A 25,814-nucleotide genomic window follows, 5' to 3' on the forward strand; every position below is an offset into this window, starting at 1 on the left:
GTTTTCAGGTCGATTCGCCCGACTACTCGGGAAGCTGCCCTAAACGCACCAGATTGGCGAACTCTTCGTTCTGCTGCTGCACCTGCGTGAAGGTTCCCTGCGCGGCGATTTCGCCCTGCGAAAGGTAAATCAGCTGATCCACATTGCGCACCGTCGAGAGGCGATGCGCCACGATAATCACTGTAATATCCCGCGAGATACGCTCGATCGCCTGGGTAATCTTATGCTCGGTCTCGTTATCCAGGGCGCTGGTAGCCTCGTCCATAATGAGCACGCTGGGGTTGCGGTAGAGTGCACGGGCAATGCCTAGACGCTGGCGCTGACCGCCCGAAAGCCGAACAGCATTGTGCCCGATCATCGTCATCAGCCCGTTCTCCAGGGAGTCCACAACCTCGGTAAGCTCAGCGACAGCCAAGCATTCACGCACCCGCGCCTCATCAATCTCATGCGGTTCAAGCCCGAAAGCAACCGCCTCCAGCACCGTAGAATCGGCGATGAAGACGTCTTGAGGCACATACCCGATGCGCTGAAACCACGCGGGCAGATCCTGCTCGATCGGCACTCCATTGCACAACACACGCCCCTGCTCGGTGCTGAAAAGCCCCAAAATTAAATCAACCAGGGTGGTCTTTCCCGACCCAGAGCCGCCCACGAAGGCGATCGATGTACCCATAGGAATCTGCAGGTTAATGTTCTTCAGCACCGGCTGATCACCGTCGGGGTAGGTAAAGGAAAGGTTCTCCACCGTAATAGTGATGGGCTCAATCTCACGGTTTACGTACTCTGCCTGAATATCAGAGTCGGGAGCAGGCGGAAGGTCGAGCTTCTTCCCCTGTTCATCAAGCATCCCAATTTCGCGGACAAGCTCATCGCTGGGTTTCTCACCGGAACGAATATTACCTAGGGACGCCACAATGCGCGTGTAGTTCGGCAGAATACGGATGCAGGCACCGGCGAAAAGGAGCAGATAGGGTGCGCTATCGACACCCTGAGTCATGCTCATGATCGCTAGAAGTGCGGCGATTCCGAGAATAAAAATAATTTCAAGGGTATACTTTGGAAGTTCTTGAAGGAAAACGTTCCGCATATTCGCATTCACCGAGTCCATGCGCTTGCTCTGGTACCGGTGCAGGTACCGTTCGGTCACACCGTGCATACGAATCTCGCGGAACCCAACCACAGCATCAAGCGCTGCATTCATCGAGCCGCGCGTAGCTTCCAGGATAATCTCGCCCTGCTCCTTATTTTTCCTTCGCAAAACGTATTGAAGCGCAAAGGCAGCCACGCCGAAGTAGGCAAAAGCGAAAAGCGCGGGAAGCGGCATAAGAACCAGCAGCATCACCATGAGCACCACGATGGAGAGTAAATCCCCGATAAAGCTCATTACACCATTTACGAAAGCGCTGTACGCCTGCCCCACAATGTCATTAACCGAGTTAAGCACCGCCGCTGCACCGCGCTTACGGTGAACCAGATAAGGCTCACGCATATAGCAGTTGAGCAGATTCACCGAGGTAATGCTCTGCTGGGTAGCAATAAACCCCAGACTCCAGCGCTTAATAATCAACGACAACACACCCTTGATGACAAAGGCGAGCACCAGTGCGACACCAAAAATCACGATAAGCTGCGTGCGGTCGGAGTTGCCGAAAAGTTCCGCGACAGTTCGTAAATACCCGGTAATAGGGGCACCCATCGCCAGGTTAACGATAGGTAGAATAGCCGCCACACCCAGCATCTCGAAAAGAGACACCACGAAAAGCCCCAGAATATTGAGGATTAAAATATAAAATTTTCGTCCGGGAAAGAAGATTCTGAGTTTACGATAAATATTTTTCATAAAAACCTCACAGAGTGCGCGTGGATGCCTTGAGAATCATAATACGTGCGGGACGTTCGATCGCATGATGCGCAATAATCGCTGCAAGTATAGAAATCACCAAGATTATGAGCATCATCAAGATTCCCCGTGCATCCATGCGAACCATATCGCGCCCTAAAGAGGTCTTGATGAATCGGAAAATAACAATTTCATGGACCAGATAGAAGGCAAAACTCACCTCACCGAAATACACGAGAGAGCGGCGTATCCAATTCCCCGGTACCGGCTCACCAACCTGATGATGCGATTGCGCGCGCTGTATATAAGGCAAAATATCTATTTCATCTTTAACCATCGCAATACCCCATACTTCTGTACGGGGACCTCGATAGTGTATAGATGGCGTGTTAAAAATGCGGATACCACGAATTGCGGCGTATTGATCTCGCCATTGTTGAGGGGTTTTACGAGCTTTGAGTGAATAGCTTAGCTGCCCCAGTTCAGTCCGCAGTGCGGTGAGGAATTTCATGAATTGTGCTTTCGTGAAACGGCAGGCGCCTATAAAAATACACGTAAAATACGTATGTAGATTTTAGCATGCAGATCAGGATTATTTTCAGATTATGCATATTTCTACTTAATCTTTGCGGCGTATAAGACGTATTATGATACATAGTTTTTTCGCGAAAATTTATCCGAGTAAACACTACCGTCGTGTACTCTGCTCGTGCCTAACACAACATCGAGATACACGCTAGGAACCCTCCAAAGACTGACAAATTGTGTTCTACAGGTAAAATAATAGGTGAGTAGCCCTGCCCTGGAGGCAATGCAATGCGCTTCTGGAGCGTCCGAGACTCTGAAAGGTATCCATGGGAATTTTTAATATTCAGTCCCTCAGGGACAAATATCTGTCTGACTCTGGTGTACCTGCCGGGCAGGATAACCGTGAGTCCCCCTCCGCCGATACCGCTTCCGGACGCCGCCGAGCAGGGGAATCCTCAAGGTCTTCCCTTCAGGACGGGGTCGCACGTTTGAGCGCGCGACATGACCTGCCCCAACGTTCCGCACGTAGCGCTTCCCGTAGGTCACAGGATCTTCCACAAGAAGTACGCTCGCTCGCAGCTCAAAAGAGGAAAGCGCGAGAGGACGAATCTCGCTCCCAGGGTTTGCATCACACTGGGCCGGTAACATCCAGCATTAACATACGCGCGGCACGCGATATTGCGGTCGCCGAAGCAGAAGAACGGCGTGCTGCAGAACGTGCTGCAGCTGAAAAACAGGCCGCAGAGAGGCGGGCGCAGCAAGCAGCCGATGCTCGCCGCCGTGCCGCGAGCATACTTTCTTCCGCCACGGGGGCACAGCGTTCCGTGGGCGGCAACCGTAAAAATTCTCAGGCGGCACCACAGACGCAGTCAAGCCCGATGGTTCGGAAAACCAGGTCGATTAACATCGGCGAATTCCACGGCAAGATTTCAAAGCGTAAAAAGAAGCCAGAGCAGCAGATTACCAAGCCGACGACGAACAGCGCAGAGCTGGATCAAACGGTTCTCATGGATACCAACGATGTGCAGGCTGCGGCACAGCGTTACGCAAAACAGCATAAATCTCAGCAGCAGACTCCTCGCGTAGAAAATACTGCTGCGCGCACGAATTCTCCGCGCCCGAAGACCGCGCGGATACCCATAACCCAGCGTTCCACCTCGTCTCGTTCACAAGCATCCGGTGCAGCTGCGGCGCAGAACAAGCGCCCCAAGTCTGGCACAGCGCCGCAGAGGTCAGCTCAGGCGCGCACCGCATCCACAAAAACAACCGGCGCAAAAAAGGTACGCCCCAAGAATTCAATTGCCAAGAACCCTGCAGCTCGGAATGCTGCCTTGAAGAATACGGTGCGCACCAACCTTGCGCGTCAAGCAAATGAGCAAATGGCGCAGCGCCAGCAGAGTCCTTCATCGGCGCAGCAGAACCAGAGCCAGCCCACCCAGCAGCGCGCCCAGGCACATCAACCGCAGCGAAGGACCCACCAACAGCCAAGGCCCGCTGAAGTAGCTTCGCGTTCCTCGGTGCAGTCTAAGCCGGTTCAGTCGCATCTTGCGCAGTCCGACCCTGGCTACTCCCCCGCCAAAATTGTTGCCGCAGCGCAGGCTCGCGCGCGTCAAGATGCTCAGACTCATAAAAAGCCTGAAACTCCCCAGCAACAGAGCACGGCAACGGCATCTACAGCAGCAGCCCATAACCCGTGGAACAGCATTCCCACACCCCAGAAAAAGTCTGCTGCCGCTAATCCGTGGAATAGCATTCCGGCAGCATCCAAGCAGACCCCGGAGGATATTCCAACGAGGCAAAAGCAGAGCGAACCCTCTATCAGCGAGAAACTTGCGAACAAGCCCGAGTTCGCGGGCTTCGATATGGAGAAGCTTCTGCAGCCTGGGTATAAGCCGCAGACCCGTAAAGAGGCAATCGCTATTCGCCGCGCGCGGGAAGAACTGAATCTTCACAGTGGAGAAAGTCAGCAGTCTCAGACAGAGGACGCTCAGCGCCAGGAAGATGAAGCGGCCCGGCGCGAGCGTGAACGCGCAGAAGTTCACCGTCAACGTCTGGAGGCTCGCCGTCGCCGAGAGGAACAGGCTCAGCGCACGCGCGCTGAAGAATCCAATGCCGGGCAGCAGGACGAGCAGACTCAGTCTGAACGAGAGCAGCGCGAGCAGAATCAGGCTCAGCTGGCGCGAAAACTTGCTCAGCGTGATAATGCTCGTTCCACGTCTAACGAGAACACCCGCACAGAGCCCTCGCGGCCCGCTCACCAGACCTTGAAAGTGCGTGATGGCGCAAACAACGCGCTCTCCACTTCCGCCCAGGATGCGCAGGATACGGATACGCAGGGTGGTACCCAGCCAGCAGCTCAGCCGACGGGTTTCCGTTCGGCTCCTGCTCAGGCATCTGTGCATCCGACAGCTTCCGTCCGTCCCGTAAAACGTGCAGCATCCCATGCTTCTCCGTTTAAGCTCGCGCCGGGCGAAGTTCGCTCGGGCGTGGTGCGCAGGCGCAGGCTCGCTCCCAGGCTCCAGGGGCCTATGGAAGCGGTCTTCGTGTGCACAGGGAACGTAGCGCGCAGTGCGGCGGCAGAGATTATCGCAAGCCAGCTCTCTGAAGAATACGGTCTGACCGACGACTGGATTTTCACCAGCGCCGGAACTTCGGCACTTTCGGGCTCGCGCGTATACCGTCATGTGGGTAAACAGCTTGACGAGCGCGGCTACGATATTTCCGGGTACCGCGCCAAGCAGCTCACCGAAGACATGGTAGAACGCGCTACCCTGATCCTGGTGGCGGAGGCGGAACACGCCGATTGGATTATCCGCGAATGGCCGCAGTACCACCATAAGGTTCATCTCATCAAGCAGGTAGCTAATCTGAAGCAAGAAGTCGGTTCCGAGGCAGAACCGATCTCATACCTGTACAGCCATAATCAAGCACCGCGCTCAAGCGATAACATTGGTGATCCGTACCGTCAGGGTAAAGAGGCAGCACGCATCGCGGTTGATGAGATTGAAAACTCGCTCTTCGAGATTCTGCCGTGGCTCTCGCAGGCACAGGTGCAGAGCTAAAACAGCAGATTATGAGGTGCATAGCCTCTAGTAGTTAATGTCCCCGTCTGAGCGCTAGCGTTTTCAGACGGGGACATTTTTTCGGTCCAATAACATCACCCCGCGCCGAACTGTCGAAGCTCGGCCACGGGGTGAATGCGATATATACGATTTAGGCGTGATCGTTGAATATGTTGGTCACGGATCCTTCGTCGAAAACCTCACGGATAGCACGTGCTATCAGCGGAGCAATCGATAGAACCGTCAGATTATCGAAAGACTTCTCGGCAGGCACGGGCAGCGTGTTAGTGACAACCACTTCGGAGGCACCGCATCCGGAAAGGATATCGACGGCTTCACCGGAAAATACGGGGTGGGTTGCCGCGATAATGACTTCTTTCGCGCCCTTATCCTTCAGAACCTTAACCGCACCAGCAATGGTTCCGCCGGTATCAATCATATCGTCGATCAGTACGCAGGAACGCCCTTCAACGTCGCCCACGACGGTTTTCGAGACGGCGTGATTCGGCACGTTAATATCGCGTGTCTTATGCACGAAGGCCAAAGGGGCACCGCCGAGCAGGGCAGCCCAATGCTCAGCCACGCGTACACGACCGGTATCCGGGGAAACGACGGTCACGTTCTCGGGGTTCTCAACGCGCCCGCGAATATAATTCGCCAGAACTGGGACAGCAAAGAGATGGTCGAGCGGACCATCAAAGAAACCCTGAATCTGCGAAGTATGCAGATCGACGCACATCAGGCGGTCCGCGCCAGCGGTCTTGTACAGATCGGCAATCAGACGAGCCGAAATAGGCTCACGTCCCTTATGCTTCTTATCCTGGCGGGCATAAGGGTAGAAAGGCGAAACTACGGTAATCGAGCGGGCGGAGGCACGCTTGAGCGCATCAATCATAATGATCTGTTCCATCAGCCATTCGTTGATGGGCGCCGGGTGCGACTGAATCACGAAAGCATCGGCGCCGCGCACAGATTCCTCGAAGCGCACATAGGTCTCACCGTTGGCGAAGGTATACGCAGAGGTCGGCAGCAGGTCATGCCCCAGTTCAGCAGCGATTTCTTCGGCTAGTTCCGGATGCGCCCGCCCGGACACCACTGCCATTTTACGCATCCCAGGATTGGTAATCTCGCTAGACATGATTGTGTTCGCTTTCCTTGTGAACTCGGTGTGTGAAAACTACTCCTGCGCGGCCTCAGCAGCCTGTGCAGACTCGGTTCCTTCACGATTTTTTAGAACCCAGTCATCAATATTGCGCTGGGAAGTCTCAGAAATAGCGAGCGCGCCCGCCGGAACATCCTTGCGGATCAGGGCTCCCGCACCAGAATATGCGCCGTCTCCAACGGTGACAGGTGCCACGTAGATGCCGCCCGAGCCCATGCGGGTATGCGCGCCAATAACGGTTCGGTTCTTAGTAACCCCATTGTAGTTAGCGAAGATGGACCCCGCACCAATATTGGCGCCTTCGCCGATTTCGGCATCCCCTACGTAGGTGAGGTGGGGTACCTTGGCGTCCTGGCCGATCTGTGAGTTCTTGGCTTCGCAGAAGGCCCCGAGTTTTGAATTCGCGCCCAAAACGGTACCGGGACGCAAGTATGAGAAGGGACCTACGGTGGCGTTTTCGCCGATGGTCGCGCCGAAACCGTGGCTGCGGATAACGGTGGCGCCGGTTTCGATCGTCATATCGGTCAGGGTTGTGTCCGGACCAATAGTTGCGCCGGTGGCGACCGCTGTTGTCCCGTGCAGCTGCACGCCGGGCAGCAGGATTATATCGTTTTCAAGGGTAACGGTTACGTCGATCCAGGTGTTGTGCGGGTCCACGATAGTTACGCCGTTACGCATATGTTTTTCCAGGATGCGTTCGTTGAGTTTACGCCCAAGCTGCGCAAGCTGCACGCGGTCGTTCGCACCTTCAACCTCCCAGCGATCCTCAATAGCGAGGGCGGCGGTGCGGTGCCCCTTATCGCGGGCTATAGCGAGCACATCGGTAATGTATTTTTCGCCCTGCGCGTTGTCGGTCGTGACCTCTAGCAGAGCTTCGCGCAGAACCTTGGCGTCAAAAGCGTAGATACCCGAGTTGATTTCGGTAATCGCCAGCTCTTGGGGGGTTGCGTCTTTGGCCTCCACAATGGCGGTAACTTCGCCCGCTTGGTCGCGCACGATGCGCCCGTAGGCACCGGGCTCTTCGATATTGGTGGTGAGCACGGTAACGGCGTTGCGTCCCTCTTCGTGGAAGTCCATTAGCTCGCGCAGAGTTTCGGCGCGAAGCAGGGGTACGTCGCCGTAGGTGACCAACACGGTGCCATCAACGAGATCGGAATTATCGAGGGCGTTAAGACCGACTTCAACGGCTCGACCGGTGCCGGGAATGTCGTCCTGATCGACGATAGTGACCTGAGCATCAAAGTCGAGAATATGCTGGGCTACCTTATCACGCTGGTGCCGCACTACAACGGCTAGACGCTGGGGGTCTAGGTCTCGGGCGGCAGCTACGGCGTGTTCCACCATGGAACGACCGCCTATCGCGTGCATAACTTTGGGGGTAGCAGATTTCATACGAGTGCCAGCTCCCGCAGCCAAAACAATAACAGCCGAAGGTGCCTTCCGATTTTCTGCGTTCACCTAGATGTCTCCTTGTTAGGTGTGGGATATAGCCGGAAGTCTACCCCCGAACTATTCGCTCCGCCACCAGGATTCGAACCTAGACAAACGGCTTCAAAGGCCGCTGTGCTGCCATTACACCATGGCGGATTATCCGCATGAACACCCGTCGGATTGACGGACAAAGAAACGGATACTCCATAGTGTAGCAAAAATAGCAGCGTTCTCACACACGCCACTCTGTGCCATCGGGAAGCCCTAATTTTTGCATTAACACGGTGCCTGTGGTGCCTCAGATGCCCTGGGATTTATCTCTCACCGGCGTGGTTTTCGCCGGATTTATACGAAGACTTCCAGGCGTGTGGGAGTCAGGCGTTACCCTGGATATGTGGCACATTTACTTGGCGGCGAAGCGCTGCACCTTCAGTTCCCTACCCGCACTATTTTTGAGGGGGTGACCGTTGGCATTAATGAGGGCGACCGCATCGGCATTGTGGGTCGCAACGGCGACGGTAAATCCACGCTCATGAAGATTCTGGCGGGGCGTCTTGAACCGGACTCCGGGCGCGTGACGGCGCGCGGTGGCACGCGCATCGGGTATCTGGATCAGTCCGATGTTCTCAACGATTCTCACACGGTCGGTTATGCTCTGGTGGGTGATACTCCAGAGTATGAGTGGGCCTCGCAGCCGCGTATTCGTGATGTTATTGCGGGTTTGGTGTCTGATCTGCCCTGGGATGCGCCGGTTTCTTCACTCTCGGGTGGGCAGCGTCGCCGCGTGGCGCTGGCTGCTCTGCTGATACAGGAATGGGATGTGCTCATGCTGGATGAGCCCACTAACCACCTGGATGTGCAAGCAATTACATGGCTTGCGCATCATCTGAAAAACCGCTGGAGCAAGAACGCGGGCGGCTTACTCGTGGTCACTCACGACCGCTGGTTTCTTGATGAAGTCAGTACCGACACCTGGGAAGTCCACGATAATATCGTGGAACCATTTGAGGGCGGGTATGCGGCTTACGTTCTGCAGCGCGTGGAGCGCGATCGGCAGGCGGCCGCCGCGGAGGCAAAGCGCCAGAACCTGATGCGCAAAGAGTTGGCATGGCTGCGTCGCGGCGCCCCGGCGCGCACCTCAAAGCCGAAGTTTCGCATTGATGCGGCGAATGCGCTGATTGCCGATGTGCCGCCGGTGCGTAATACCGTGGAACTCAAGCAGATGGCGGTTTCCCGTTTGGGTAAGGATGTGGTGGATCTTGAGAACGTCTCGGTCACCTTTGAGGATTCTTCGCTGCCCGACGGTAAACGTGAGGTGCTGCGTCGCGTAACTTGGAGGATTGCGCCGGGTGAGCGCACCGGTATTTTGGGCGTGAACGGTGCCGGAAAATCAACCCTGCTTGCCTTGGTCACCGGCTCTTTGGAACCGACCGAGGGGCGTGTGAAACGCGGTAAGACCGTCAAGGTTGCCACCCTCACCCAGCAGCTGGATGAGCTGAAAGAGGTTGAGAACGACCGCGTATCTGATGTGATCGGCCGCAAGAAGCGCAGCTATATTGCCGACGGCAAAGAGATGTCGCCCTCGCAGATGTTGGAACGGCTAGGTTTTACGAGCGCGCAGCTTTCTACTCCGGTGAAAGATCTGTCGGGTGGGCAGAAGCGACGACTGCAGCTCATGCTCATTCTCTTGGACGAGCCGAATGTGCTGATTCTGGACGAGCCTTCAAACGACCTGGATACCGATATGCTGGCGGCGATGGAGGATCTGCTCGATACCTGGCCCGGTACCCTGCTGGTGGTTTCTCACGACCGTTACCTCATGGAGCGTGTGACCGATCAGCAGTATGCGGTGATTGACGGTTCTTTCCGGCATCTACCCGGTGGTGTGGACGAGTATTTGGCACTTTCCGCAGCGGGTCGGGGCGGTTCTGCCGCTGGTGTTACGGGCGCTGCATCCGCTCCAACAAAAAAGAATGATTCTTCGGTTTCTGGCGGCCAGGCTGAACCAACGGACTCTGGCCCCAAGAGCACGCCGAAAGTATCGGGGGCGCAGGCACGCGCGGCGCAGAAGGAATCCGCCGCGATTGAGCGTCGCCTCGGGAAATTGGGCGAGGAACAGAGTAAGCTCTCCGAACAGATGAGCATGCATGACCCCGCCGATTACGCCGGGCTTGCCGACCTAGGGCAAAAACAGCAGGCGCTTCAGGATGAGATCGACGAGCTAGAGATGCGCTGGCTGGAGCTCTCGGAACTCCTCGGATAGCCCGCTCCCCTGCTAAAAGAGTCTTGATAGCGAATCAAACGGGTTCCTCAACGTTGCATTCACTATCAAGGCTCTTTTTATAAACTCGGGGAAGCATCCGCAAGTTCCGCAGCCATAGCCTTTAGGTCCGCATCCAGCCGGGGGCTGCGCAAACCCGCAGCCTGAAATAGCTCGGTGAAACGGTGCCGCCAATCCAGTCTTTGCAGCGCCATACGCACCTGGTTTCGACTCTGCTCAGGTGTCCATTCGCTCATAAGCTGCGCCACCGCATTCAGCCCGGCGCGAGCATCCTGCGGGTCAATATCGACGGTCGCTCCATCCCACAATATCTCGCGCGTACTTTCGGTTTTAGGCACCTGCCCCACCACGGTCACCCCGTGGGCGAGCGCGTCCGTCCAACGCCCGGTAATGTACTCCTTGTTTGGGTGCGTGTACGATGCGGGGCTCACCAAAGTACTAAAAGCCAGTACAAACTTGGCGTCCGCGAGCGCTCTCTGCAAAGACTCGACGGATTCACGATCGGTTGTACCGAACGGCGGGCGCCCAGCGAAGGTTATTCCAGCCTGCCGGGCAAGCTCTGCGGTGTGTTCATCATCGTCATAGGCGGAGGGTTGGCGCCCCACGCGAAGTACATCGGTGGTTTTCGGATGCTCCAGATGCTCATCGAATCTACTCCACACGTCTGCACCCCAGGGAAGCACCCGCACGTTTTTAACCCCGGCGCTGCGCCAATCGTGCACGTCGTCGCGGTCCGCGACAAAAACGGTGTTATAGGTTCCGTTGGTGGCGATGGCGGGAATGCGGTCATCCCAGAAACTATCGATAACCCACCCGTAAACCCCAGCATAGCGTCGTGCGGCGAGGCGTGGCTGCGCGATAGCGTAAAGCTGTCCGGGGTCGCTGGCGATAACAAGGGCGGTACGTCTTCCGCCGGGAATACGCGGCAGGCGCCCCAGAATTTTGGTGGCGGGTGTAAGCGATGCGCTCGGGTCAGGGGTGACGATGCGCGCGTCCAAGTACGATGCCATCAGGCGCGCCATCTCATGGATGGGCGCCCACCCGGCGCCTTCGGGAACGCCTACGATAATATCTACGTCGTGGGGCATGGGGTATTCATTTCGTGCGAGTTCGAGCGGGAATAGGTCGCGCGTAATTTTGACCTGAACTATGCAAAATGTGCGTCATCACACCGCGCGATATACCACTTAGTATATACGTTTTTAGGTATCGTCCGGGATACTTGGTAATCACCATGACGGAGTGGGTTTTATATCACAGATTATTGAGAGACACGGAGGCAATACTCAGTGCACCATAAATTCCGGGAGCGTTTTCTTCATGTGGATGTGCATAAACTGATCCCGTATAAAGAAAACACTCTCGCATTGCTCCCTACCAAAAAACACTCCGCTGACCGCCGCCTGCAGGTAGGCTACAATATCTTCAGACGGGCTTGCCACGGTGGTAGAGCCGCATAGGTCACACTCACTCACACGAATTCTCATGATTCAGAAACTCAAAGATTTGAAATACCGCCTGCATCTTATGCGGCGAGAACGCACAAATGCGCAAAAACGACGTGAACTCACCAAAAATGGCATTGTTTTTGGTGCCGGAACATATTGCGATCCTAGTTCCACTATTATGCCTAAGGTCGTAATGGGCACGAATTGTTTTGTCAATAAAGAAACTTTGGTGGGCGCGCATACGACTCTGGGAAATAATGTTTTTCTGGGGCCGCGCGTCACCATTTTTGCCGACACCCATGAATTTGGTTCTGCCGCTCAGCGCGCGGGAGCAAATATTACTCGTCCCGTACACATCAAAAACGGCACGTGGGTGGGGCAAAACGCTGTCATTACCGCCGGGGTTACGATCGGCGAAGGATGCGTGATTGCCGCCGGTGCCGTGGTGGTGCACGATTGTGCTCCCCATGGCGTGTATGCGGGCGTTCCGGCGCGGCGCATCCGTGACCTTGATACCGAAGGGAACTCGTACCCGGTAGCCGAGCAAGTGAAAGGAGACCGGTCGTGACTCATCCCGAGCCCGTAGCGGCATCCGTCATCATTCCGGTGTATAACGGCGCCAACTACATTACGCAGCAGCTTGATGCACTCGCAGCCCAAACCGGTAACCCTAGTTTTGAGGTGCTCATTTGCGATAACGGCAGTACCGACAGTACCAGCACCGTGGTCGAAAGCTACAGTGCCCCCTATCCCCTGCGGGTAATAGATGCATCCCAGCGTGGCGGAGCCAGCCACGCCCGCAATATGGGGGCGGTACAAGCCGCAGGTGATATCCTCATCTTCTGCGATGGCGATGATCTTGTAGAACCTGACTGGGTGGCTTCACATCTGTACGTACAAAACCTATATTCCCCTGTCATAGCAAGCGGGTCTCTGCTTCATGACCGGGTTAATACTCCCGAAGTTCTACAGGCTTACGGTCTTGAACCCGGCGATGATCAGAAGACTCTGAGCACACGCACCAGGATTTTCTACGACGATGAGCTCACCCCCTATGCTGGTTTTCTGCCGACGGTTGCCGGGGGTAATTTTTCGATTCCTCGCCGCGTATATCTTGAGGCCGGGGGTATGGATTCTTCGTATAAGAGTTCCGAAGAGACCGATTTTGCCTGGCGAGTGCAGCTTGCAGGCGTTCCGGCGGCGCTCACGCACGGGCCGCTTCTGCACTATATTCTGCGGGATAAACCTAAACGCATTTTTCATCAGCAGCGCGCCTACCAAAAATACAAGGTACTGCTGTGGGTACACTATCGACGGCATGGAATGCGCGGTCCCAGTACGAAGGCGTCTATCCTGGAGGTTCTGCGGCAGGCCCCTAAGCTTATAAACCCTGCAACCCGTTTTCGGGCGGCGTATCTGGCGGGCGGTAACCTTGGGGCGCTGGAGGGTATTCTTCAGTACCGCATTCTCAAGCGTATTCCGAAGCCGCTGCGGCTGGATACTGCGCCTATTAGAGGATTAAGGGACTATTCCTAAGGAATTAGAGCATCGCGGGGGTTTGGGTGGCGATCGCGTGACGGCCTCGGCGGCGAAGTGCTGCGGCGAGTTCATCAGCTGCGGTCGCGCCCTCCGCAAGAATAGCCACGGTAGGCCCTGACCCAGAGACAAACGCCTCAACCATGCTCTCATTATCCATGGTTAAAATAGTTTCAAGATCGGGTGTTAGGGTCACGGCTGGGCTCTGCAAATCGTTGCGAAGCTGCCTGCCAATTTCGTGGATGCGCGCAATCGGCGCCTCCGTCTGGGTTAGCGCGTGCAGCAGCCCCGAAGGAACCTGCAGCTCGCCAGCTTCGGGGTAACGTCCGGCGGCGCGTCCCTCATCGAGCTCGCTAAATACCTGCGGGGTCGAGAGTCCCTCCGAGGCGGCGACCAGTACAATATCGAGCGGAATCATGTCTTCAGGCAGCTCCACGATGCGCAGCTCGGTTCCGGTGCCCTCCCCCACGGCTAATCCGCCCAGCGGGAACGCGGCACGCACCACAAAAGGCACGTCAGCACCCAAAGGCGCAGCTAGGGCAAGCAGCTCTTCGAGTCCGAGGGTACGTTCGGTAAGCCGCTTCTCATAGAGATACTGATCGACGGCAAGAAGCGCGGCGGCGGCATCTGCCGAGCCACCCGCCATGCCCCCGGCCACGGGAACGGCCTTATCGATATGCAGGTGCAGGTTCAGATCGTTCACGGTGAGCCCGTGCGCCTGCACCATAGAGACGGCTGCACGATGCGCCAGGTTCGACTCGTCCAACGGCACCTCGGCTAGATCAAATTCTCCGGCACGGTGCTGCTGATCGACCAGGGATTCGGACACAATATCCAGGCTCAGGGTAATTCCCGGCTTCTGACCATCACGTGCGGTTACGGTTTCGTAGATATTGACCGAAGAAAAGAGCGTGGCGAGCGGATGGTAGCCGTCTTCGCGGGGGTTACCCACGGCAAGATAGAGATTTACTTTGCCGGGCGCTTTTGCCCGAGTTTCTAGAACATGCATTCTTTATCCATCTCCGGTTTCCCGGTCTTAACTTTCATCCGCCACTAAAGCTGGCACCCGATGCGCCGCCTGGGCAATCCGAATATACCCGTGAATATCTAACTTTTCGCCACGCTCAGTAGGAGTAATGCCCGCCTCGGTCAGGATCACTTCGGCACGAGCACCGGAACCAGCCCACGAAGCAAGCGCGGCCCGCAGGGTCTTCCGCCGTTGGGCGAAAGCAGCGTCAATCACGGTAAAGACTTCGTCGCGGTCAATATCGGCGAGCGGCTGCGGGCGCATCCTGAAACCCACAAGCCCGGAGTTAATCTTCGGGGCGGGCCAGAATACGTTTTTACCAATAACCCCCGCTTTAAAGACCTCAGCATACCAGCTTGCCTTCACCGAAGGAACCCCGTAAATCTTGGATCCGGGTTTCGCCGCCAGACGATCGGCAACCTCATCCTGCACCATCACCAAGGCGTGGCAAATGCTCGGAAATTGCGCGAAAAGGTGCAGAAGCACCGGAACCGCCACGTTATAGGGCAGGTTAGCGACCAGCGCATCCGGCGTGTGGGGAAGCTCAGTCACCTTGAGAGCGTCCATAAGCACCACATTAACGTTTTGTGCCTTATCGGGGCGGAATTTGGCGATAGTATGCGGTAGCTGCTGCGCCAATGGCGGATCGATTTCAACCGCTACAACCTGGCGCGCGGCATCTGCCAACCCCAGGGTGAGAGAGCCTAGTCCGGGACCGATTTCGAGCACGGTTTCGTCGTCGGTAATATCCGCTGCGGTAACGATGCGGCGAATAGTATTCGGGTCAATCACGAAGTTCTGCCCCAGGGTCTTTGTAGGGCGAATGCCCAGCTGCGCGGCAAGGTCGCGGATTTCTTGGGGACCCAGCAGGGGTTTATCGCTCAGATTTTCTCTCACCCTATCTATTCTACGGAAGGTTGCAGGTCTAGGTCGAAGGACGCTGCTCACTGGTGCGGGTAGTTACTTGAGAACTCTGCGTTTCTTCCGTATCTGCCAGAGAGTAGATTTGACGATGTTTTGGGCGTTCTTCAAGCGAGCTTTGGGGGCGGCGTAAATCCGCAGCTTGTTAAGGAGCGGCTGTTTTTTTGTCTGGTTTGCTTTATGGTACACAAAATGCGTCCCGTCTTCCTCGATAAGACTATTTCCTGTCCAACCGCACAGTCCTGGCTGCACAACCTTAATATCCACCCCAAAATCAGCGGCGAAAAGGGGCCAATCATCCGCCAGCCAGTATTGTGAGCCGCGCGCATCAATCTGCTCAATAATTTTCTGCGCCGCCGACCGAGAGATCAGATACAGCCCCGTACAGGCAGTCCAGTCGTTAGCGCAGTACCCTAAACGGTGACGACCCCAAATAAACGGAGAAAACAATGACAACCGGGGGTAAGGGGTACGGGCATTCATACGACCCATCTGGGTGGACCAGCCATCCGCAAAATTCACCACGCCAATGCTGCGGGATTTTTCAATAACCCGAGAGACAATTTCATCAATGGAGGCGTGTATCAATGCATCGTCCTCAGCAACAAGCGCCCATTCTTCCCCGCTTTCTAGAAAATCACGCCACACATAAGTATGACTCAAGGCGCATCCTACTTCCCCGGGACGGGCTAGACGGCCTGCTCTCTTCTCAAAATAGATGTTATCAAATTCAGGGCTTTCCCCAGGAATAGGTAAAGCACGCCCATCTACTCCCCAAAATATATCAAAACCAGTGCCCCCTGGAGCACTGAAGAAATGCTCAAGGCGATTTTCGTCTTTAAGAGCAACAACATATTTTTTCATTTTTCCTCTTTATATTTGAAACGGCAGCAATTTACCGGTACCCACCAGGGTACGTTCCAAATTTCATATCTTTAACAATTTTTATACGGTCAATATATTTAAGGCTTAGGGGGCTCGTGATCCTTCCCGCCAACTCAAGCCAGGGAATAGGATACTCCGGCATATACCCAAAAGCTTGAGGATCTCCGTAGCTCTCCAACAAGGATGAAAAATAGTCCATCCTACGGTTTAATTCGGTAAGCCATTCATCAGTAAACCTGCTATATGGTTTACACCCAAAAGCAGACATATTCACAATCGATTTATAATAGTTACGCTGGTCTTTCCCCAATACCCCACTTGCTGGTGACGAATTCCGGGAATTTTTTTCATGCGGCGCGATCACCCACATATCTGGGGTAGCATTAAGCTCCTCAAGAAGAGGTAACCAGGGCTTATCCATAGGTTTTATATCCATATAGACACCACCGTGATGGTGCATCAGGTAGGCACGCATATAGTCGGAACGCTGAATGTAGCTCAACTTCACGTATGAAGGGTGTAAAGGATACCCAGGAACTATATAGTCATCCAGATTATCTGGAGTCACCAGAATAACTTTACTCTCAGGGTTAGTGGAGCGAATAAGATTAAGTGATTTCCGACGGGCAGGCGTTATTTCGTTATCTCCTGTCCACACTACAAATATCTGGTTAGGGGCATCTCGAAGATTATCTTTAGGAAGTTGGGAATCGTAGAATAAGTGATTAACAGAGAAGGTACTAGAGTTTGGCACAACAACATCACCAATACGATGAGTGTATTTCTCAAGGTCATAAGAATATGGGTTTTTCTGCGAGTACCAACTGCGCATCTTATCTATCCCCGCGCCATCTTTGACATAATTAATCCATATATAATGTTTTATTCTTCTTGAAAAAGAAATGATTGACACAGCTTTACCCTAGTTCTCTCACATTAACATGCTATTGATACGTTACGGGATAGAAAGCTATTTATCGGGATACCACATCGCACAAAGACAAAATTTACTCCAGAAATTATGAAGTAAAGCCTTAAGGTGAGATATAGCATCTATCATAATAGCATATACGCGTGATAGTTCATGCAGGCTTCGACAAAGGTGGCACAAAAGATACTTATACCTTATGCACTGATCGTTACCATCGTCTAGAACCCCTCAATTCCCCAGCTGCCGTACACACGCATCGAGTTCGCGCGGATAATTCGGCACAGGTCCTCTAGGTTCTGCTCGCGGTGCGCCGCCATGAACCGCACCGTATAGTTCGTCATGTACGAGGCATTCGGGCGGCCCCTAAACGGGTGCGGGGTCAAAAAAGGTGCATCCGTCTCGGCAAGAATCAGCTCAGGGCGTGCTATACGCAACGACTCTTGAATATCCTTCGAGTTTTTGAAGGTCACGGTTCCGGCGAAGCTCATGTACCAGCCCTGCTTATTACAGATGCGCGCCAGCTCAGCCCCGCCCGAGTAGCAGTGAAATACAGTACGCTCGGGGGCGCCCTCCTCAAGGAGTATGCGCACCACATCATCGTGCGCCTGCCGGTCATGAATCTGAAGCGCCAGATCGTGCTTCTTCGCTAGGCGAATATGCTCGCGAAAGCTGCGTTGCTGAGCTTCAACACCTTCCTCCCCGGTGCGGAAGTAGTCGAGTCCGGTCTCTCCGATAGCTCGCACGCGCGGTTCGGCGGCAAGCGCATCCAAGGTCTCCAGAGCCTCATCGAGGATACCGGCGGAATCCAGTTCGGGAGCGGTGTTGGGGTGAACGGCAACCGCCGCCAAAACCCGCCGGTCGGCGCGGGCGGCGGCAACCGCATACAGCGAGGAGGGAATATCGCAGCCAACCTGCACAATGGCACCTATGCCGAGTTTTTCTCCGGTATCGAGGGCATCCCGGGCAGTAATTTCTACTTCGCCATCAAGCAGGTCCATATGAGTGTGGTTATCGACGATGGCGTACGGCAGAGGCTCGGGTGCAGGCGGGAACACAAGGTTGCGGGATCGTCCGTCGTCGCCCTTCGTGGAGCGGCGGCGGGTGCCTTCGCCCGAAGGTTCCTGTGCTATGCCTCCCCCGGTCTCGTCACGATAAAGCTCGGCGCGGTAGGGCGCGGGAGTTTGCCCTTCTTCGATCTGCCAGCCATGCGGAAGCGCGCTCGCCGTCAGTTCTTCTTCGCTCGGCATCTTATAGTGTGCCAGGGCTGCAAGAGAGTCTAAATATTCCTGAGTGAGTTCGGCTTGCTCGGAGTGGCTATGGCACACGGTATTCTCCTGTAGGCTGTGTTGAGGTGTGTTTATACGTTTGCATTTCGAGCGGCGAGGGCGGCTTCATAGAGTTCTCGTTTGGAGGCACCCGTTTCGGCGGCGACTGCGGCGCACGCATTTTTGAGGCGTTCCCCCGCATCCACCCGTTCGAGGACGAGACTTACCACGTCTTGCGCCTGCGGAGTTTCGGGAGGCTCGGCGCCAGCAACCACAATCACGATTTCGCCGCGTACCTGGGTTTTGTGCGCCCAGTCGGCGAGTTCGTTCAGGGTGCCGCGCAGGGTTTCTTCGTGCAATTTGGTGAGTTCGCGGCATACGACGGCACACCGTTCGCCACCGAAAACCCGGGCAAAATCTGTGAGCGTGGCGGCTACACGATGCGGCGATTCATAGAAAATCATGGTGCGCTCTTCCGCCGCCAGGGAGTTCAGCCTTCTTGTACGTTCTGAGCCTTTACGCGCCAGGAACCCCTCAAAAGTGAATCGTCCGGTGGGCAGTCCCGAGAGCGCGAGCGCAGTCAATGCCGCTGAGGGACCGGGGATCACGGTCACCGGCAGGTCGGCGTCGGCAACGGCGGATGCAGCAACATAGCCGGGGTCTGAGATGGTTGGCATACCGGCGTCTGAGAGCAGCAGAACTGTGTTCCCGTCGCTGACCGCCTGCACGAGCTGGGCACTGCGTTCCGCCTCGTTATGGTCGTGATTTACGATAATTCGTCCCGTAGTGTGCACTCCCAGCCCGGAGGCAAGGGTGCGGAGCTTGCGAGTATCTTCGACGGCGATCACATCAGCGGTAGCGAGCGCCTGCCGTAACCGGTCGCTGGCATCTGAGAGGTTGCCGATAGGGGTTCCGCCGAGGATGAGAATACCTTCCTCACGCTCATCAGACGCTAGGGGCTGCATTGTTGTATCGGCGGAGGGGGTACTTTGTGTATCGCGCTCATACATTTCGTTTTCGATCACTCCCCCAGTGTATCGTGTGTGCTTTTCATCTCGGAGGTGCGCTGTGCCGCCATAGCGCTTAGTTCCGCATGATGTCGGTGTAGTTTTATAGATTTTATATATGGTCTGAGCCAGATTTTTGTGGTTTCAGGTATTTTCAAGAAGACGTGGAAGCTTACACCCTATAGGATTGATAGGTGATGTTAACCGCTAGTCTTTCTTTTACGAAGTCCAGAGTGCAGTACTCTCTGTCGAATCTTTTCGAGGCTCTGGGCGTCGCCCGTGTTTCGCTACCCCGTTGGGGCTGGCTTGCACCGACCCTGATTGTACTCTTAGCGGGTGTGCTGCGTTTTTATAACCTGGCACACCCGAATGCGATTGTCTTTGACGAAACCTACTATGCCAAGGATGCCTATTCGTACCTGCACTACGGATATGAAGTTTCGTGGTCGAGCGGCGTGGATCACGCATTCGCTTCGGGGGATTTTAGCGGTATCTTACCGAACAGCCCCGAGTATGTGGTGCATCCTCCCCTAGGTAAGTGGATGATTGCCTGGGGAATGGCGATTTTCGGCGAGAACGCCTTCGGTTGGCGCGTGAGTGCCGCGATTATTGGTACGCTCGCGGTGGCGCTTTTGGCGGTTGCCGGGTGGCTCATGTTCCGTTCGGTCACGGTTGCCTCTATCGCTGCGCTGCTGGGCGCCGTTGATGGTTTGATGTTTGTGGAATCCCGTCTGGCGCTTCTCGATATTTTCCAGATGTTCTGGATTTTAGCGACTTTTGTCTGCCTACTTCTTGACCGGCAGACAGCGCGTAGAAGGCTCGCGGCGAATGTTATGAAGATTGTGGATGCGCACGGCGAGTCGGGCTTGCAGAAGGTTGTTTTCGGCCCCGGCTCGGGTTTGCATCTGTGGCGTCTTGCCGCCGGTATTTGTGCCGGTGCCGCCGTAGCGGTGAAGTGGAACTCTCTGTTCTTTATTGCCGCGATGGGTGTGCTGACGGTGTTTTGGGATATGAATGCGCGGCGCATCCTAGGGTTGAAAAATTGGGGTCTTGTCGCTCTGATTCGAGAGGGTATTCCTGCGTTTATTCAGATGATTGGCGTGGGTCTTATCGTCTATCTGACCACCTGGATTGGTTGGTTTAAGTCGTCAAACGCTTTCTACCGCCACTGGAGTAATCAGTTCCCCGATTCGGGTGCTGTGAAGTGGCTTCCCGAGGATTTGCGCCTACTCTGGGAGTATCATACATCCGCGTTTAAGTTCCATTCGGGACTCAGCAGTGAGCATCGCTACGCTTCGCAGGCTTGGCAGTGGCTTATTCTGGGGCACCCGACATCGTATTACTATGAGGCGCCAAAGTTTGGGGAAAAAGGATGCACGGCACTCAACTGTTCGCAAGCGATCCTCAATATTGGTAACCCTCTGATCTGGTGGGTGTTTATTCCGGCGATAATTCTCGCCCTAGTCATTTTTATCCTGAAGCGCGACTGGCGTTTTGGGGCTCTTTTGCTGGTTTTCGCAGCAGGCTATCTGCCGTGGTTCCTCTACCCTAACCGCACCATGTTCTTCTTCTACGCTCTCTCCTTTGAGCCTTTCCTCCTCATCCTCTTAGCGGGTTGTTTGGGCGTGCTTTTGGGGAACCGTACCAGTTCCGTCAGACGCGTGCGCGTGGGCGTTTTGTGCGTGGGCATATACCTGACGGCGGTTCTGCTGGTGAGCGCATACTTCTGGCCTCTATGGACCGGGCAAGTTATCCCGTATGAACAGTGGTACGGGCATATGTGGATTCCAACCTGGATTTAGCGGCGGCGTTCCCCAATACCCGGAACCAACAGGATGCCGCACGAAAAAGGCTCTTGAGGTGAACAGGCGTTAGAAACAACGATTTTGTTCACCTCAAGAGCCTTTTTATGCCGGAGGGACGTGCGCCGGGTACCCGCTAAGCCTGGATGTCGCCGTCACGTTCGGCGCGCATCGCCTTAATTTTCTGGCGAATCTGGTAGCGCTCCTTGTAGTACCGATTTTCCTTCACGAGGCGGTAGCGCGTGGGCCAGGTGAACGCCAGCAGCACACCGATTATCAGCAGGGTTATCACCACGATGGCGAGCGCCGCATCGATCCAGAATTGCGGCGGGTATAGGCGAATGAGCGTATCACTCATGCGGAACTGCCAGTTGCCCTGCGGGAAGAAGGTCGTGTGGAAGGCGGTAAAGAGCCATTCCCAGCTGGTGGCGCCTATGATACCTAGCACCACGAGCATAATAACGGTAGCCCAAGCGCCAGTGTACAGGCTGCGGCGAATAGTGCCGGGGGCGCGCTCCTTCAGCGAAATACTGCCGATTAAGGCCAGCACGCAGAATACCGCCACGGCGATGGTTGCGAAGAGCAAGACTCGTTTGACGTCGTGCATATGCTGAATTTCACTCTGGAGGAATGCCGGGGTGTTTGCCGGTCCGGTGGTGGCTTTCGCCAGGTAGTCTTCGGGGGCTAGGTTGGTCACGTAGTCCAGCCCATAGGAGCCCAGCCGCATACGTTCGGCGAGGTCGAATCCGTAGCTGTCTTCGGGGAATCCGGGCCTGCGGTATTCCAGCCAGAGGAATGGTGCGGACGCGACGGCCCGAATAGCGATCATGAGCGAGAGAAGCGGTACCGCTGCCGCGATGAGGGCGGCACGGAGCTTGAGCAGGCGTGGGCGTTCGGCGGCGGCTTCTTGTGCCGCATCTTCTTCCCAAGCATTTGAAGTTTCGACGGTACGAGTTGTTTGCGTGCGGTATTTAGGGCGTGAGCTCAGCGACCCAGTTGAGATTTTTGTTCCCTTCTCCACGGTCACTAGGGTGGATTTTTGGGGTTTATTATCGACATCTTGGCTGGGGTCTGAGGCGGGTGTATCCGACTCAGCTGCCTTTTCTACCGGAGCCGCTTCTTCGTTCTTTTTCTCGTCAAACTTCTGCACTAAAGTACTGAGCGTGGGGTGCTTCGGAGATCCCTTTGCCTCACGGATAAGAGGAACAAACCCGGTTGAGACGCTGGTGTAGGTACGTACCCGCTGCCCTACGCTTTCCCCTTCCTGCTGACTCGTGTCATGTGCGCCGGATGCTAGATCGCTGGGAATATCGGGGTTGTCTGCAAAATCCGGAGCTTCGGTGTACATCTGTGCCGATACTCCCAGCAGTGATTCGGGTGTTCTTTGTGTTGCGGGGGCGGAAGCACGCGCCGCCGCTTCTTCAACGGTTTCGGTGCCGATCGCGGAGCGTAGCGCATCCCAGGATCTCTGCCCTGAGGATGCGGTACCGCTGTGACTTTCCTGTGCCATAGGTGTCTTTTCTGAATAGAGTGGTATAGATAGGGTGTTTGTCCTATTTTCATAGGAGAAGAACCTTCCGCTGAGCGGCGGAAGGTTCCTATGAAGGTTGTGAGAGGCTGGCAGTACCTCAGGATCGTTCAGCTTTAAGCTCCACCGTGTAGACGACTCGCCATCCTTGCGGTGCGGTTAATCGTGCCGCATGATAATCGCAAAGATCGTAAGCGTGTGGCTCGCGGTACTCGGACAGCGGGCCGATTGTCGCCGTAGAGTCAGCGTATGAGTAGCTGAGGGTCACCGTGGCTTCATGTTGACAGGTCTGCCGGGAGCAGTGTCTAACTTTCTGCATGGGTACTGTTGTGCCTTCCTAGCGCCTTAGCTTGCCTGCTTACGTAGCCGGCGACGCTCGCGTTCTGAGAGACCGCCCCATATTCCGAAGCGCTCATCATTGTCCATTGCATATTTTAGACACTCTTCACGAACGGGGCACGATTCGCAGACGCGTTTAGCGTCACGAGTAGACCCTCCTTTTTCAGGGAAAAAGGCTTCTGGGTCGGTTTGGGCACACAGCGCATCAGTTTGCCAGGCGAGCTCTCCGTCATCACCTTCAGTTCCGTACATGCCTGCGGCGGCGGCCCACATATCGAGGCCTTCGACGCAGGTAAACATGTTGCCTACCTCAACTGTGGAAGCCGCAAAGCTGCCTTCCTCAGTGGTTGCGTCGGCAACGCTCAGGAACATATTTGCTTGTTCTTCTAGGGATTGCGCGGTTTGCATAGTATGTTGGCGGGTTCCGCCTGTGCGTTCACCGGCAATACCGGTGCTCAGGCGTGAATACCCAGCACAGGTGTATGAACCCATAGTTTTTCCTTCCGTGTTCTCATTGGCTAGATGAGTCTGCGGTGATTCGTTGGTGTGCAAACGAATCTTTTTTGGCTCTGTAGATTTATAGTTTTTGGGCATGAAAGATGTTTCTGCAAATAAACCTACATAACTATTAGAAGGGCGACACGCCCATTCGTCAAACTGGACTTACAACTTTTATCCGTGTATGTGCAGATCACCGTCAAATATTTCAATGTTTATACGGTGTTAGACCACAAAATAATTACTTCATCATGAAAGTTTTGGGCGTTATCTTCTGTATATATCTGTTCCTCCACACCCCCTCCAAAACCCCCGAGATTACGCCTCGAACGAAGCTCTTTCAAACTCCTAAGCACCTAGTCAAAACAGGTTTTTTATATCCTATTCAAAACCTAATCGTGTCACTTATTACATTTTAATAACCCACCTGCAAGATATTTTATGAACTTCACACCCGTAATGCGCCCGTAATATAACTTCAACATCCTTAAGAGTATATTTGCATCGCACGCAAATTTATGACTACAAATACTTTCTTCTTCAACTGTTATAACGTCAGGAAAAATATCTCATGATGTGGTCGCGTGTACTGCCGAAAGTAATATCATGCATCGAAATTTTTGGGAGTTTACACACGGTAAAGTTATTCTATGGCTGAAAATTTACTCTCGACCGTGGCAAATGCCCGCTCATTCACGCGTATTTTCGATGCTCTCGCGCGTGTGCAGACTCCCGCCCTTATCTGGCATGCTCGCGGGGGTGAACGCATCGAACTTTCCGGTCGCGTCTTCATGAATTGGGTGGCAAAGAGCGCAAATCTTCTGGTGAATGAGTGCGAAGTTACCGAGGAATCTGGGGTGCAGATTACGGCTCCCCTGCACTGGCGTTTTCTGGTTCTCGCCTGCGCGACTCTCTACGCTGGCGGCTGCTTCGACGATGAAGAACCGCTTGTAGGCGCCTCAGATACCACCGATCATGCTCAGAACCTCAACAGCCCCGACTATCTTCTTCTTGTTGATCGCGGGCCTCTCTCGATGCGCTACCTTGGCAACCTTCACGAGGTCGACTCAATGACTGATGCCGAAGTTCTCGACTTCTGCGCGCTCGTGCGCAGCGAGGCTGACCAGTTCATCGGCTTGCCAGCTTCGACCTCAGCGCCCGTGGGCAATAACTTAACATCGGCAGAGCTAACGGCACGAGTGCTCTCTCGGGCACATGAACATGCTGGTCACGATTACCGTCTTCCTTCAGGGGAACGAGCATTAGCGCTTCGTCTTCACCTTCCCTCAGAGTTCGACTGGGCACCCTCAGCCCTCACGATCGTGACAGAGGCGCTTGCCTGCCTCATCGCGGGTTATGCCGTATTCCTACCCGATCCGCTGGCTGATTTTACCGCTACCGAGTTAGACCCGCTCCTGCGTTCTGAGCGAGCTCTAGATCTAACCTTGAGCCACTCCTAGAAAACGGCAGCGTAGTTCGCTCAGAGGGTAAAAACACTGCGGCGGATTCTCATAAAAAGAATCCGCCGCTGTATACAGTCTATTTATTTATGAACGTTTACCGGTAGAGGGCTTATCAACATCGGTAATTTCAACGTTCTGTTGCGAACGCTGGGCCTGTGCCGCAGGGTCTACCACGGGAACCGAGCCGGTCAGCACGCCCGTCGCCTGGTTCAGAATGTACCCCAATTCTTCGTGCTCGGTAGCGTCCCCTTCATCCACCTGTTTACGGTGCTTGCCGTAAACCCAGAAACGGTAGAGGAAGTACCGCAGAATCGTTCCCAGCGCGGTGCCGATAATCGTACCGGAGATAAACGATGCTTCCGGCGAACGCAGCCCCAACACGTAGTTAGTGAAGAACACGCATCCGGCCTCAACCAAAATGCCAAGAATATTCACAAAGGCAAATTCGATGCCCTCACGTTTCCAGTTCTCGGATCGGTCTTCGCGGAAGGTCCACAGGCGGTTCATAATCCATGCAAAGATGGTAGCCACAACGCTGGCAATTACTTTTGCCTTGGTATGTGCGTTCTCGAAAGGACCAAGCATCAGCGCCCACACCACGGCAGCGTTTACCAAGAATGCGGCACCGCCAACGGTACCGAATTTAAGTACCTCTAGACCGTAGGTATTCCACAGTGATTTAAGACGATCACCCAGTGTAGAGCGAGAGTCTGAAGCCATATTCTCCATCTTTTCTGCCCGTTAAGATGACCTGGGCGTCTGTGAGTTAAATTTTGATAGCATCCCTAAAATACTAGTACAGCCGATCCCGTTTTACCTTATTTTATTGAGTTTTATCATGCACTTCCCAGGTTATTTTC

The 25,814-nt window shown here is 54.8% G+C and carries 21 protein-coding genes and 1 tRNA gene; 6 read left to right on the forward strand and 16 right to left on the reverse strand.

All coding sequences use genetic code 11. The features are described 5' to 3' along the window. Positions 1-22 precede the first annotated feature (22 nt). Both HMPREF2609_RS07630 and HMPREF2609_RS11045 read right to left on the reverse strand, forming a co-directional pair. Positions 23-1,840, reverse strand: coding sequence for an ABC transporter ATP-binding protein (locus HMPREF2609_RS07630; RefSeq protein ID WP_070536208.1), 1,818 nt, complete (start codon positions 1,838-1,840; stop codon positions 23-25). A 7-nt stretch (positions 1,841-1,847) separates the two neighbouring features. Next, positions 1,848-2,351 carry a hypothetical protein gene (locus HMPREF2609_RS11045; RefSeq protein WP_070536210.1) on the reverse strand — a complete coding sequence of 168 codons (504 nt, stop codon included), beginning with the start codon at positions 2,349-2,351 and terminating at the stop codon, positions 1,848-1,850. Between the two features lie 343 nt (positions 2,352-2,694). Between HMPREF2609_RS11045 and HMPREF2609_RS07640 the strand changes: the two genes are divergently transcribed. Further along, positions 2,695-5,430, forward strand: coding sequence for an arsenate reductase/protein-tyrosine-phosphatase family protein (locus tag HMPREF2609_RS07640; protein WP_070536212.1), 2,736 nt, complete (start codon positions 2,695-2,697; stop codon positions 5,428-5,430). 151 nt (positions 5,431-5,581) lie between these two features. Here HMPREF2609_RS07640 and HMPREF2609_RS07645 read toward each other — a convergent pair whose 3' ends face one another. The 3 genes from HMPREF2609_RS07645 to HMPREF2609_RS07655 all read right to left on the reverse strand — a co-directional run bounded on the left by HMPREF2609_RS07645 (position 5,582) and on the right by HMPREF2609_RS07655 (position 8,179). Next, a complete protein-coding gene (locus HMPREF2609_RS07645) occupies positions 5,582-6,568 on the reverse strand; it encodes a ribose-phosphate diphosphokinase (protein ID WP_070536214.1) in 987 nt (328 codons plus the stop codon). Positions 6,569-6,607: 39 nt separating this feature from the next. Continuing rightward, positions 6,608-8,050, reverse strand: coding sequence for a bifunctional UDP-N-acetylglucosamine diphosphorylase/glucosamine-1-phosphate N-acetyltransferase GlmU (gene glmU, locus HMPREF2609_RS07650; protein WP_070536216.1), 1,443 nt, complete (start codon positions 8,048-8,050; stop codon positions 6,608-6,610). A 58-nt stretch (positions 8,051-8,108) separates the two neighbouring features. Next, positions 8,109-8,179, reverse strand: a tRNA-Gln gene (locus tag HMPREF2609_RS07655). Positions 8,180-8,417: 238 nt separating this feature from the next. Here HMPREF2609_RS07655 and HMPREF2609_RS07660 point away from each other — a divergent pair. Continuing rightward, positions 8,418-10,286: an ABC-F family ATP-binding cassette domain-containing protein gene (locus tag HMPREF2609_RS07660; RefSeq protein WP_070536218.1), complete on the forward strand. Its 1,869-nt coding sequence runs from the start codon at positions 8,418-8,420 to the stop codon at positions 10,284-10,286. 77 nt (positions 10,287-10,363) lie between these two features. Here HMPREF2609_RS07660 and HMPREF2609_RS07665 read toward each other — a convergent pair whose 3' ends face one another. After that, a complete protein-coding gene (locus tag HMPREF2609_RS07665) occupies positions 10,364-11,392 on the reverse strand; it encodes a glycosyltransferase (protein ID WP_070536221.1) in 1,029 nt (342 codons plus the stop codon). Positions 11,393-11,789: 397 nt separating this feature from the next. Here HMPREF2609_RS07665 and HMPREF2609_RS07675 point away from each other — a divergent pair, with 397 nt between their 5' ends. Continuing rightward, the gene (locus HMPREF2609_RS07675) at positions 11,790-12,320 is read left to right on the forward strand and encodes an acyltransferase (protein ID WP_048754410.1); all 531 of its coding nucleotides are present in this window, start codon (positions 11,790-11,792) and stop codon (positions 12,318-12,320) included. After that, the gene (locus HMPREF2609_RS07680; protein WP_048754411.1) at positions 12,317-13,288 is read left to right on the forward strand and encodes a glycosyltransferase family 2 protein; all 972 of its coding nucleotides are present in this window, start codon (positions 12,317-12,319) and stop codon (positions 13,286-13,288) included. The genes HMPREF2609_RS07675 and HMPREF2609_RS07680 overlap by 4 nt, the downstream gene beginning before the upstream one ends. Before the next feature lie 4 nt (positions 13,289-13,292). Here the strand turns inward: HMPREF2609_RS07680 and HMPREF2609_RS07685 are convergent, their stop codons facing one another. From HMPREF2609_RS07685 to rsmI, 6 genes are all read right to left on the reverse strand, one after another. Beyond that, positions 13,293-14,297, reverse strand: coding sequence for a GHMP family kinase ATP-binding protein (locus HMPREF2609_RS07685; RefSeq protein WP_048751343.1), 1,005 nt, complete (start codon positions 14,295-14,297; stop codon positions 13,293-13,295). Positions 14,298-14,324: 27 nt separating this feature from the next. Then, positions 14,325-15,212 (reverse strand): 16S rRNA (adenine(1518)-N(6)/adenine(1519)-N(6))-dimethyltransferase RsmA, encoded by an 888-nt coding sequence (rsmA, locus tag HMPREF2609_RS07690; RefSeq protein WP_239661929.1) that lies wholly within the window; start codon positions 15,210-15,212, stop codon positions 14,325-14,327. Between the two features lie 63 nt (positions 15,213-15,275). Next, positions 15,276-16,100 carry a glycosyltransferase family 25 protein gene (locus tag HMPREF2609_RS07695; protein WP_070536224.1) on the reverse strand — a complete coding sequence of 275 codons (825 nt, stop codon included), beginning with the start codon at positions 16,098-16,100 and terminating at the stop codon, positions 15,276-15,278. A gap of 31 nt (positions 16,101-16,131) precedes the next feature. Then, positions 16,132-17,034 (reverse strand): capsular polysaccharide synthesis protein, encoded by a 903-nt coding sequence (locus HMPREF2609_RS07700; protein ID WP_004006102.1) that lies wholly within the window; start codon positions 17,032-17,034, stop codon positions 16,132-16,134. Between the two features lie 236 nt (positions 17,035-17,270). Then, complete coding sequence (locus HMPREF2609_RS07705) at positions 17,271-18,299, reverse strand: TatD family hydrolase (RefSeq protein WP_371326045.1); 1,029 nt, start codon at positions 18,297-18,299, stop codon at positions 17,271-17,273. A gap of 110 nt (positions 18,300-18,409) precedes the next feature. Further along, positions 18,410-19,282, reverse strand: a complete 873-nt coding sequence (gene rsmI, locus HMPREF2609_RS07710) for a 16S rRNA (cytidine(1402)-2'-O)-methyltransferase (protein WP_070536364.1) — start codon at positions 19,280-19,282, stop codon at positions 18,410-18,412. Between the two features lie 239 nt (positions 19,283-19,521). Between rsmI and HMPREF2609_RS07715 the strand changes: the two genes are divergently transcribed. Next, positions 19,522-21,126, forward strand: a complete 1,605-nt coding sequence (locus HMPREF2609_RS07715) for a dolichyl-phosphate-mannose--protein mannosyltransferase (RefSeq protein WP_070536229.1) — start codon at positions 19,522-19,524, stop codon at positions 21,124-21,126. A 136-nt stretch (positions 21,127-21,262) separates the two neighbouring features. Here the strand turns inward: HMPREF2609_RS07715 and HMPREF2609_RS07720 are convergent, their stop codons facing one another. The 3 genes from HMPREF2609_RS07720 to HMPREF2609_RS11160 all read right to left on the reverse strand — a co-directional run bounded on the left by HMPREF2609_RS07720 (position 21,263) and on the right by HMPREF2609_RS11160 (position 23,485). Then, on the reverse strand, positions 21,263-22,636 hold the full coding sequence (locus tag HMPREF2609_RS07720) for a TIGR01906 family membrane protein (protein ID WP_070536231.1): 1,374 nt from the start codon (positions 22,634-22,636) through the stop codon (positions 21,263-21,265). A gap of 118 nt (positions 22,637-22,754) precedes the next feature. Further along, complete coding sequence (locus tag HMPREF2609_RS10675) at positions 22,755-22,973, reverse strand: DUF3499 family protein (RefSeq protein ID WP_080513867.1); 219 nt, start codon at positions 22,971-22,973, stop codon at positions 22,755-22,757. Between the two features lie 26 nt (positions 22,974-22,999). Further along, positions 23,000-23,485: a WhiB family transcriptional regulator gene (locus tag HMPREF2609_RS11160; RefSeq protein ID WP_013398598.1), complete on the reverse strand. Its 486-nt coding sequence runs from the start codon at positions 23,483-23,485 to the stop codon at positions 23,000-23,002. 656 nt (positions 23,486-24,141) lie between these two features. On the opposite strand from HMPREF2609_RS11160, the gene HMPREF2609_RS07730 reads away from it, so the two are divergent. Continuing rightward, the gene (locus HMPREF2609_RS07730; RefSeq protein ID WP_070536233.1) at positions 24,142-24,951 is read left to right on the forward strand and encodes a TIGR03089 family protein; all 810 of its coding nucleotides are present in this window, start codon (positions 24,142-24,144) and stop codon (positions 24,949-24,951) included. An 87-nt stretch (positions 24,952-25,038) separates the two neighbouring features. On the opposite strand, the gene HMPREF2609_RS07735 is transcribed toward HMPREF2609_RS07730, so the two are convergent. After that, positions 25,039-25,674, reverse strand: a complete 636-nt coding sequence (locus HMPREF2609_RS07735) for a GtrA family protein (protein ID WP_048751380.1) — start codon at positions 25,672-25,674, stop codon at positions 25,039-25,041. Between the last annotated feature and the right edge of the window lie 140 nt (positions 25,675-25,814).

The organism is Rothia sp. HMSC058E10 (genome assembly GCF_001809415.1).
Lineage (GTDB): Bacteria > Actinomycetota > Actinomycetes > Actinomycetales > Micrococcaceae > Rothia > Rothia dentocariosa.

Excerpts from the sequence above, each read along its gene's own strand:
- HMPREF2609_RS07665 (WP_070536221.1), bottom strand. The coding sequence starts at position 11,392 with ATGCCCCACGACGTAGATATTATCGTAGGCGTTCCCGAAGGCGCCGGG.
- HMPREF2609_RS07705 (WP_371326045.1), bottom strand. The coding sequence starts at position 18,299 with ATGCCGAGCGAAGAAGAACTGACGGCGAGCGCGCTTCCGCATGGCTGG.
- HMPREF2609_RS07695 (WP_070536224.1), bottom strand. The coding sequence starts at position 16,100 with ATGAAAAAATATGTTGTTGCTCTTAAAGACGAAAATCGCCTTGAGCAT.
- HMPREF2609_RS07645 (WP_070536214.1), bottom strand. The coding sequence starts at position 6,568 with ATGTCTAGCGAGATTACCAATCCTGGGATGCGTAAAATGGCAGTGGTG.
- HMPREF2609_RS07630 (WP_070536208.1), bottom strand. The coding sequence starts at position 1,840 with ATGAAAAATATTTATCGTAAACTCAGAATCTTCTTTCCCGGACGAAAA.
- HMPREF2609_RS07685 (WP_048751343.1), bottom strand. The coding sequence starts at position 14,297 with ATGCATGTTCTAGAAACTCGGGCAAAAGCGCCCGGCAAAGTAAATCTC.
- HMPREF2609_RS11045 (WP_070536210.1), bottom strand. The coding sequence starts at position 2,351 with ATGAAATTCCTCACCGCACTGCGGACTGAACTGGGGCAGCTAAGCTAT.
- HMPREF2609_RS07675 (WP_048754410.1), top strand. The coding sequence starts at position 11,790 with ATGATTCAGAAACTCAAAGATTTGAAATACCGCCTGCATCTTATGCGG.
- HMPREF2609_RS07640 (WP_070536212.1), top strand. The coding sequence starts at position 2,695 with ATGGGAATTTTTAATATTCAGTCCCTCAGGGACAAATATCTGTCTGAC.
- HMPREF2609_RS10675 (WP_080513867.1), bottom strand. The coding sequence starts at position 22,973 with ATGCAGAAAGTTAGACACTGCTCCCGGCAGACCTGTCAACATGAAGCC.
- HMPREF2609_RS07730 (WP_070536233.1), top strand. The coding sequence starts at position 24,142 with ATGGCTGAAAATTTACTCTCGACCGTGGCAAATGCCCGCTCATTCACG.
- HMPREF2609_RS07720 (WP_070536231.1), bottom strand. The coding sequence starts at position 22,636 with ATGGCACAGGAAAGTCACAGCGGTACCGCATCCTCAGGGCAGAGATCC.
- rsmI (WP_070536364.1), bottom strand. The coding sequence starts at position 19,282 with ATGCAGCCCCTAGCGTCTGATGAGCGTGAGGAAGGTATTCTCATCCTC.
- HMPREF2609_RS07735 (WP_048751380.1), bottom strand. The coding sequence starts at position 25,674 with ATGGCTTCAGACTCTCGCTCTACACTGGGTGATCGTCTTAAATCACTG.
- HMPREF2609_RS11160 (WP_013398598.1), bottom strand. The coding sequence starts at position 23,485 with ATGGGTTCATACACCTGTGCTGGGTATTCACGCCTGAGCACCGGTATT.
- HMPREF2609_RS07715 (WP_070536229.1), top strand. The coding sequence starts at position 19,522 with ATGTTAACCGCTAGTCTTTCTTTTACGAAGTCCAGAGTGCAGTACTCT.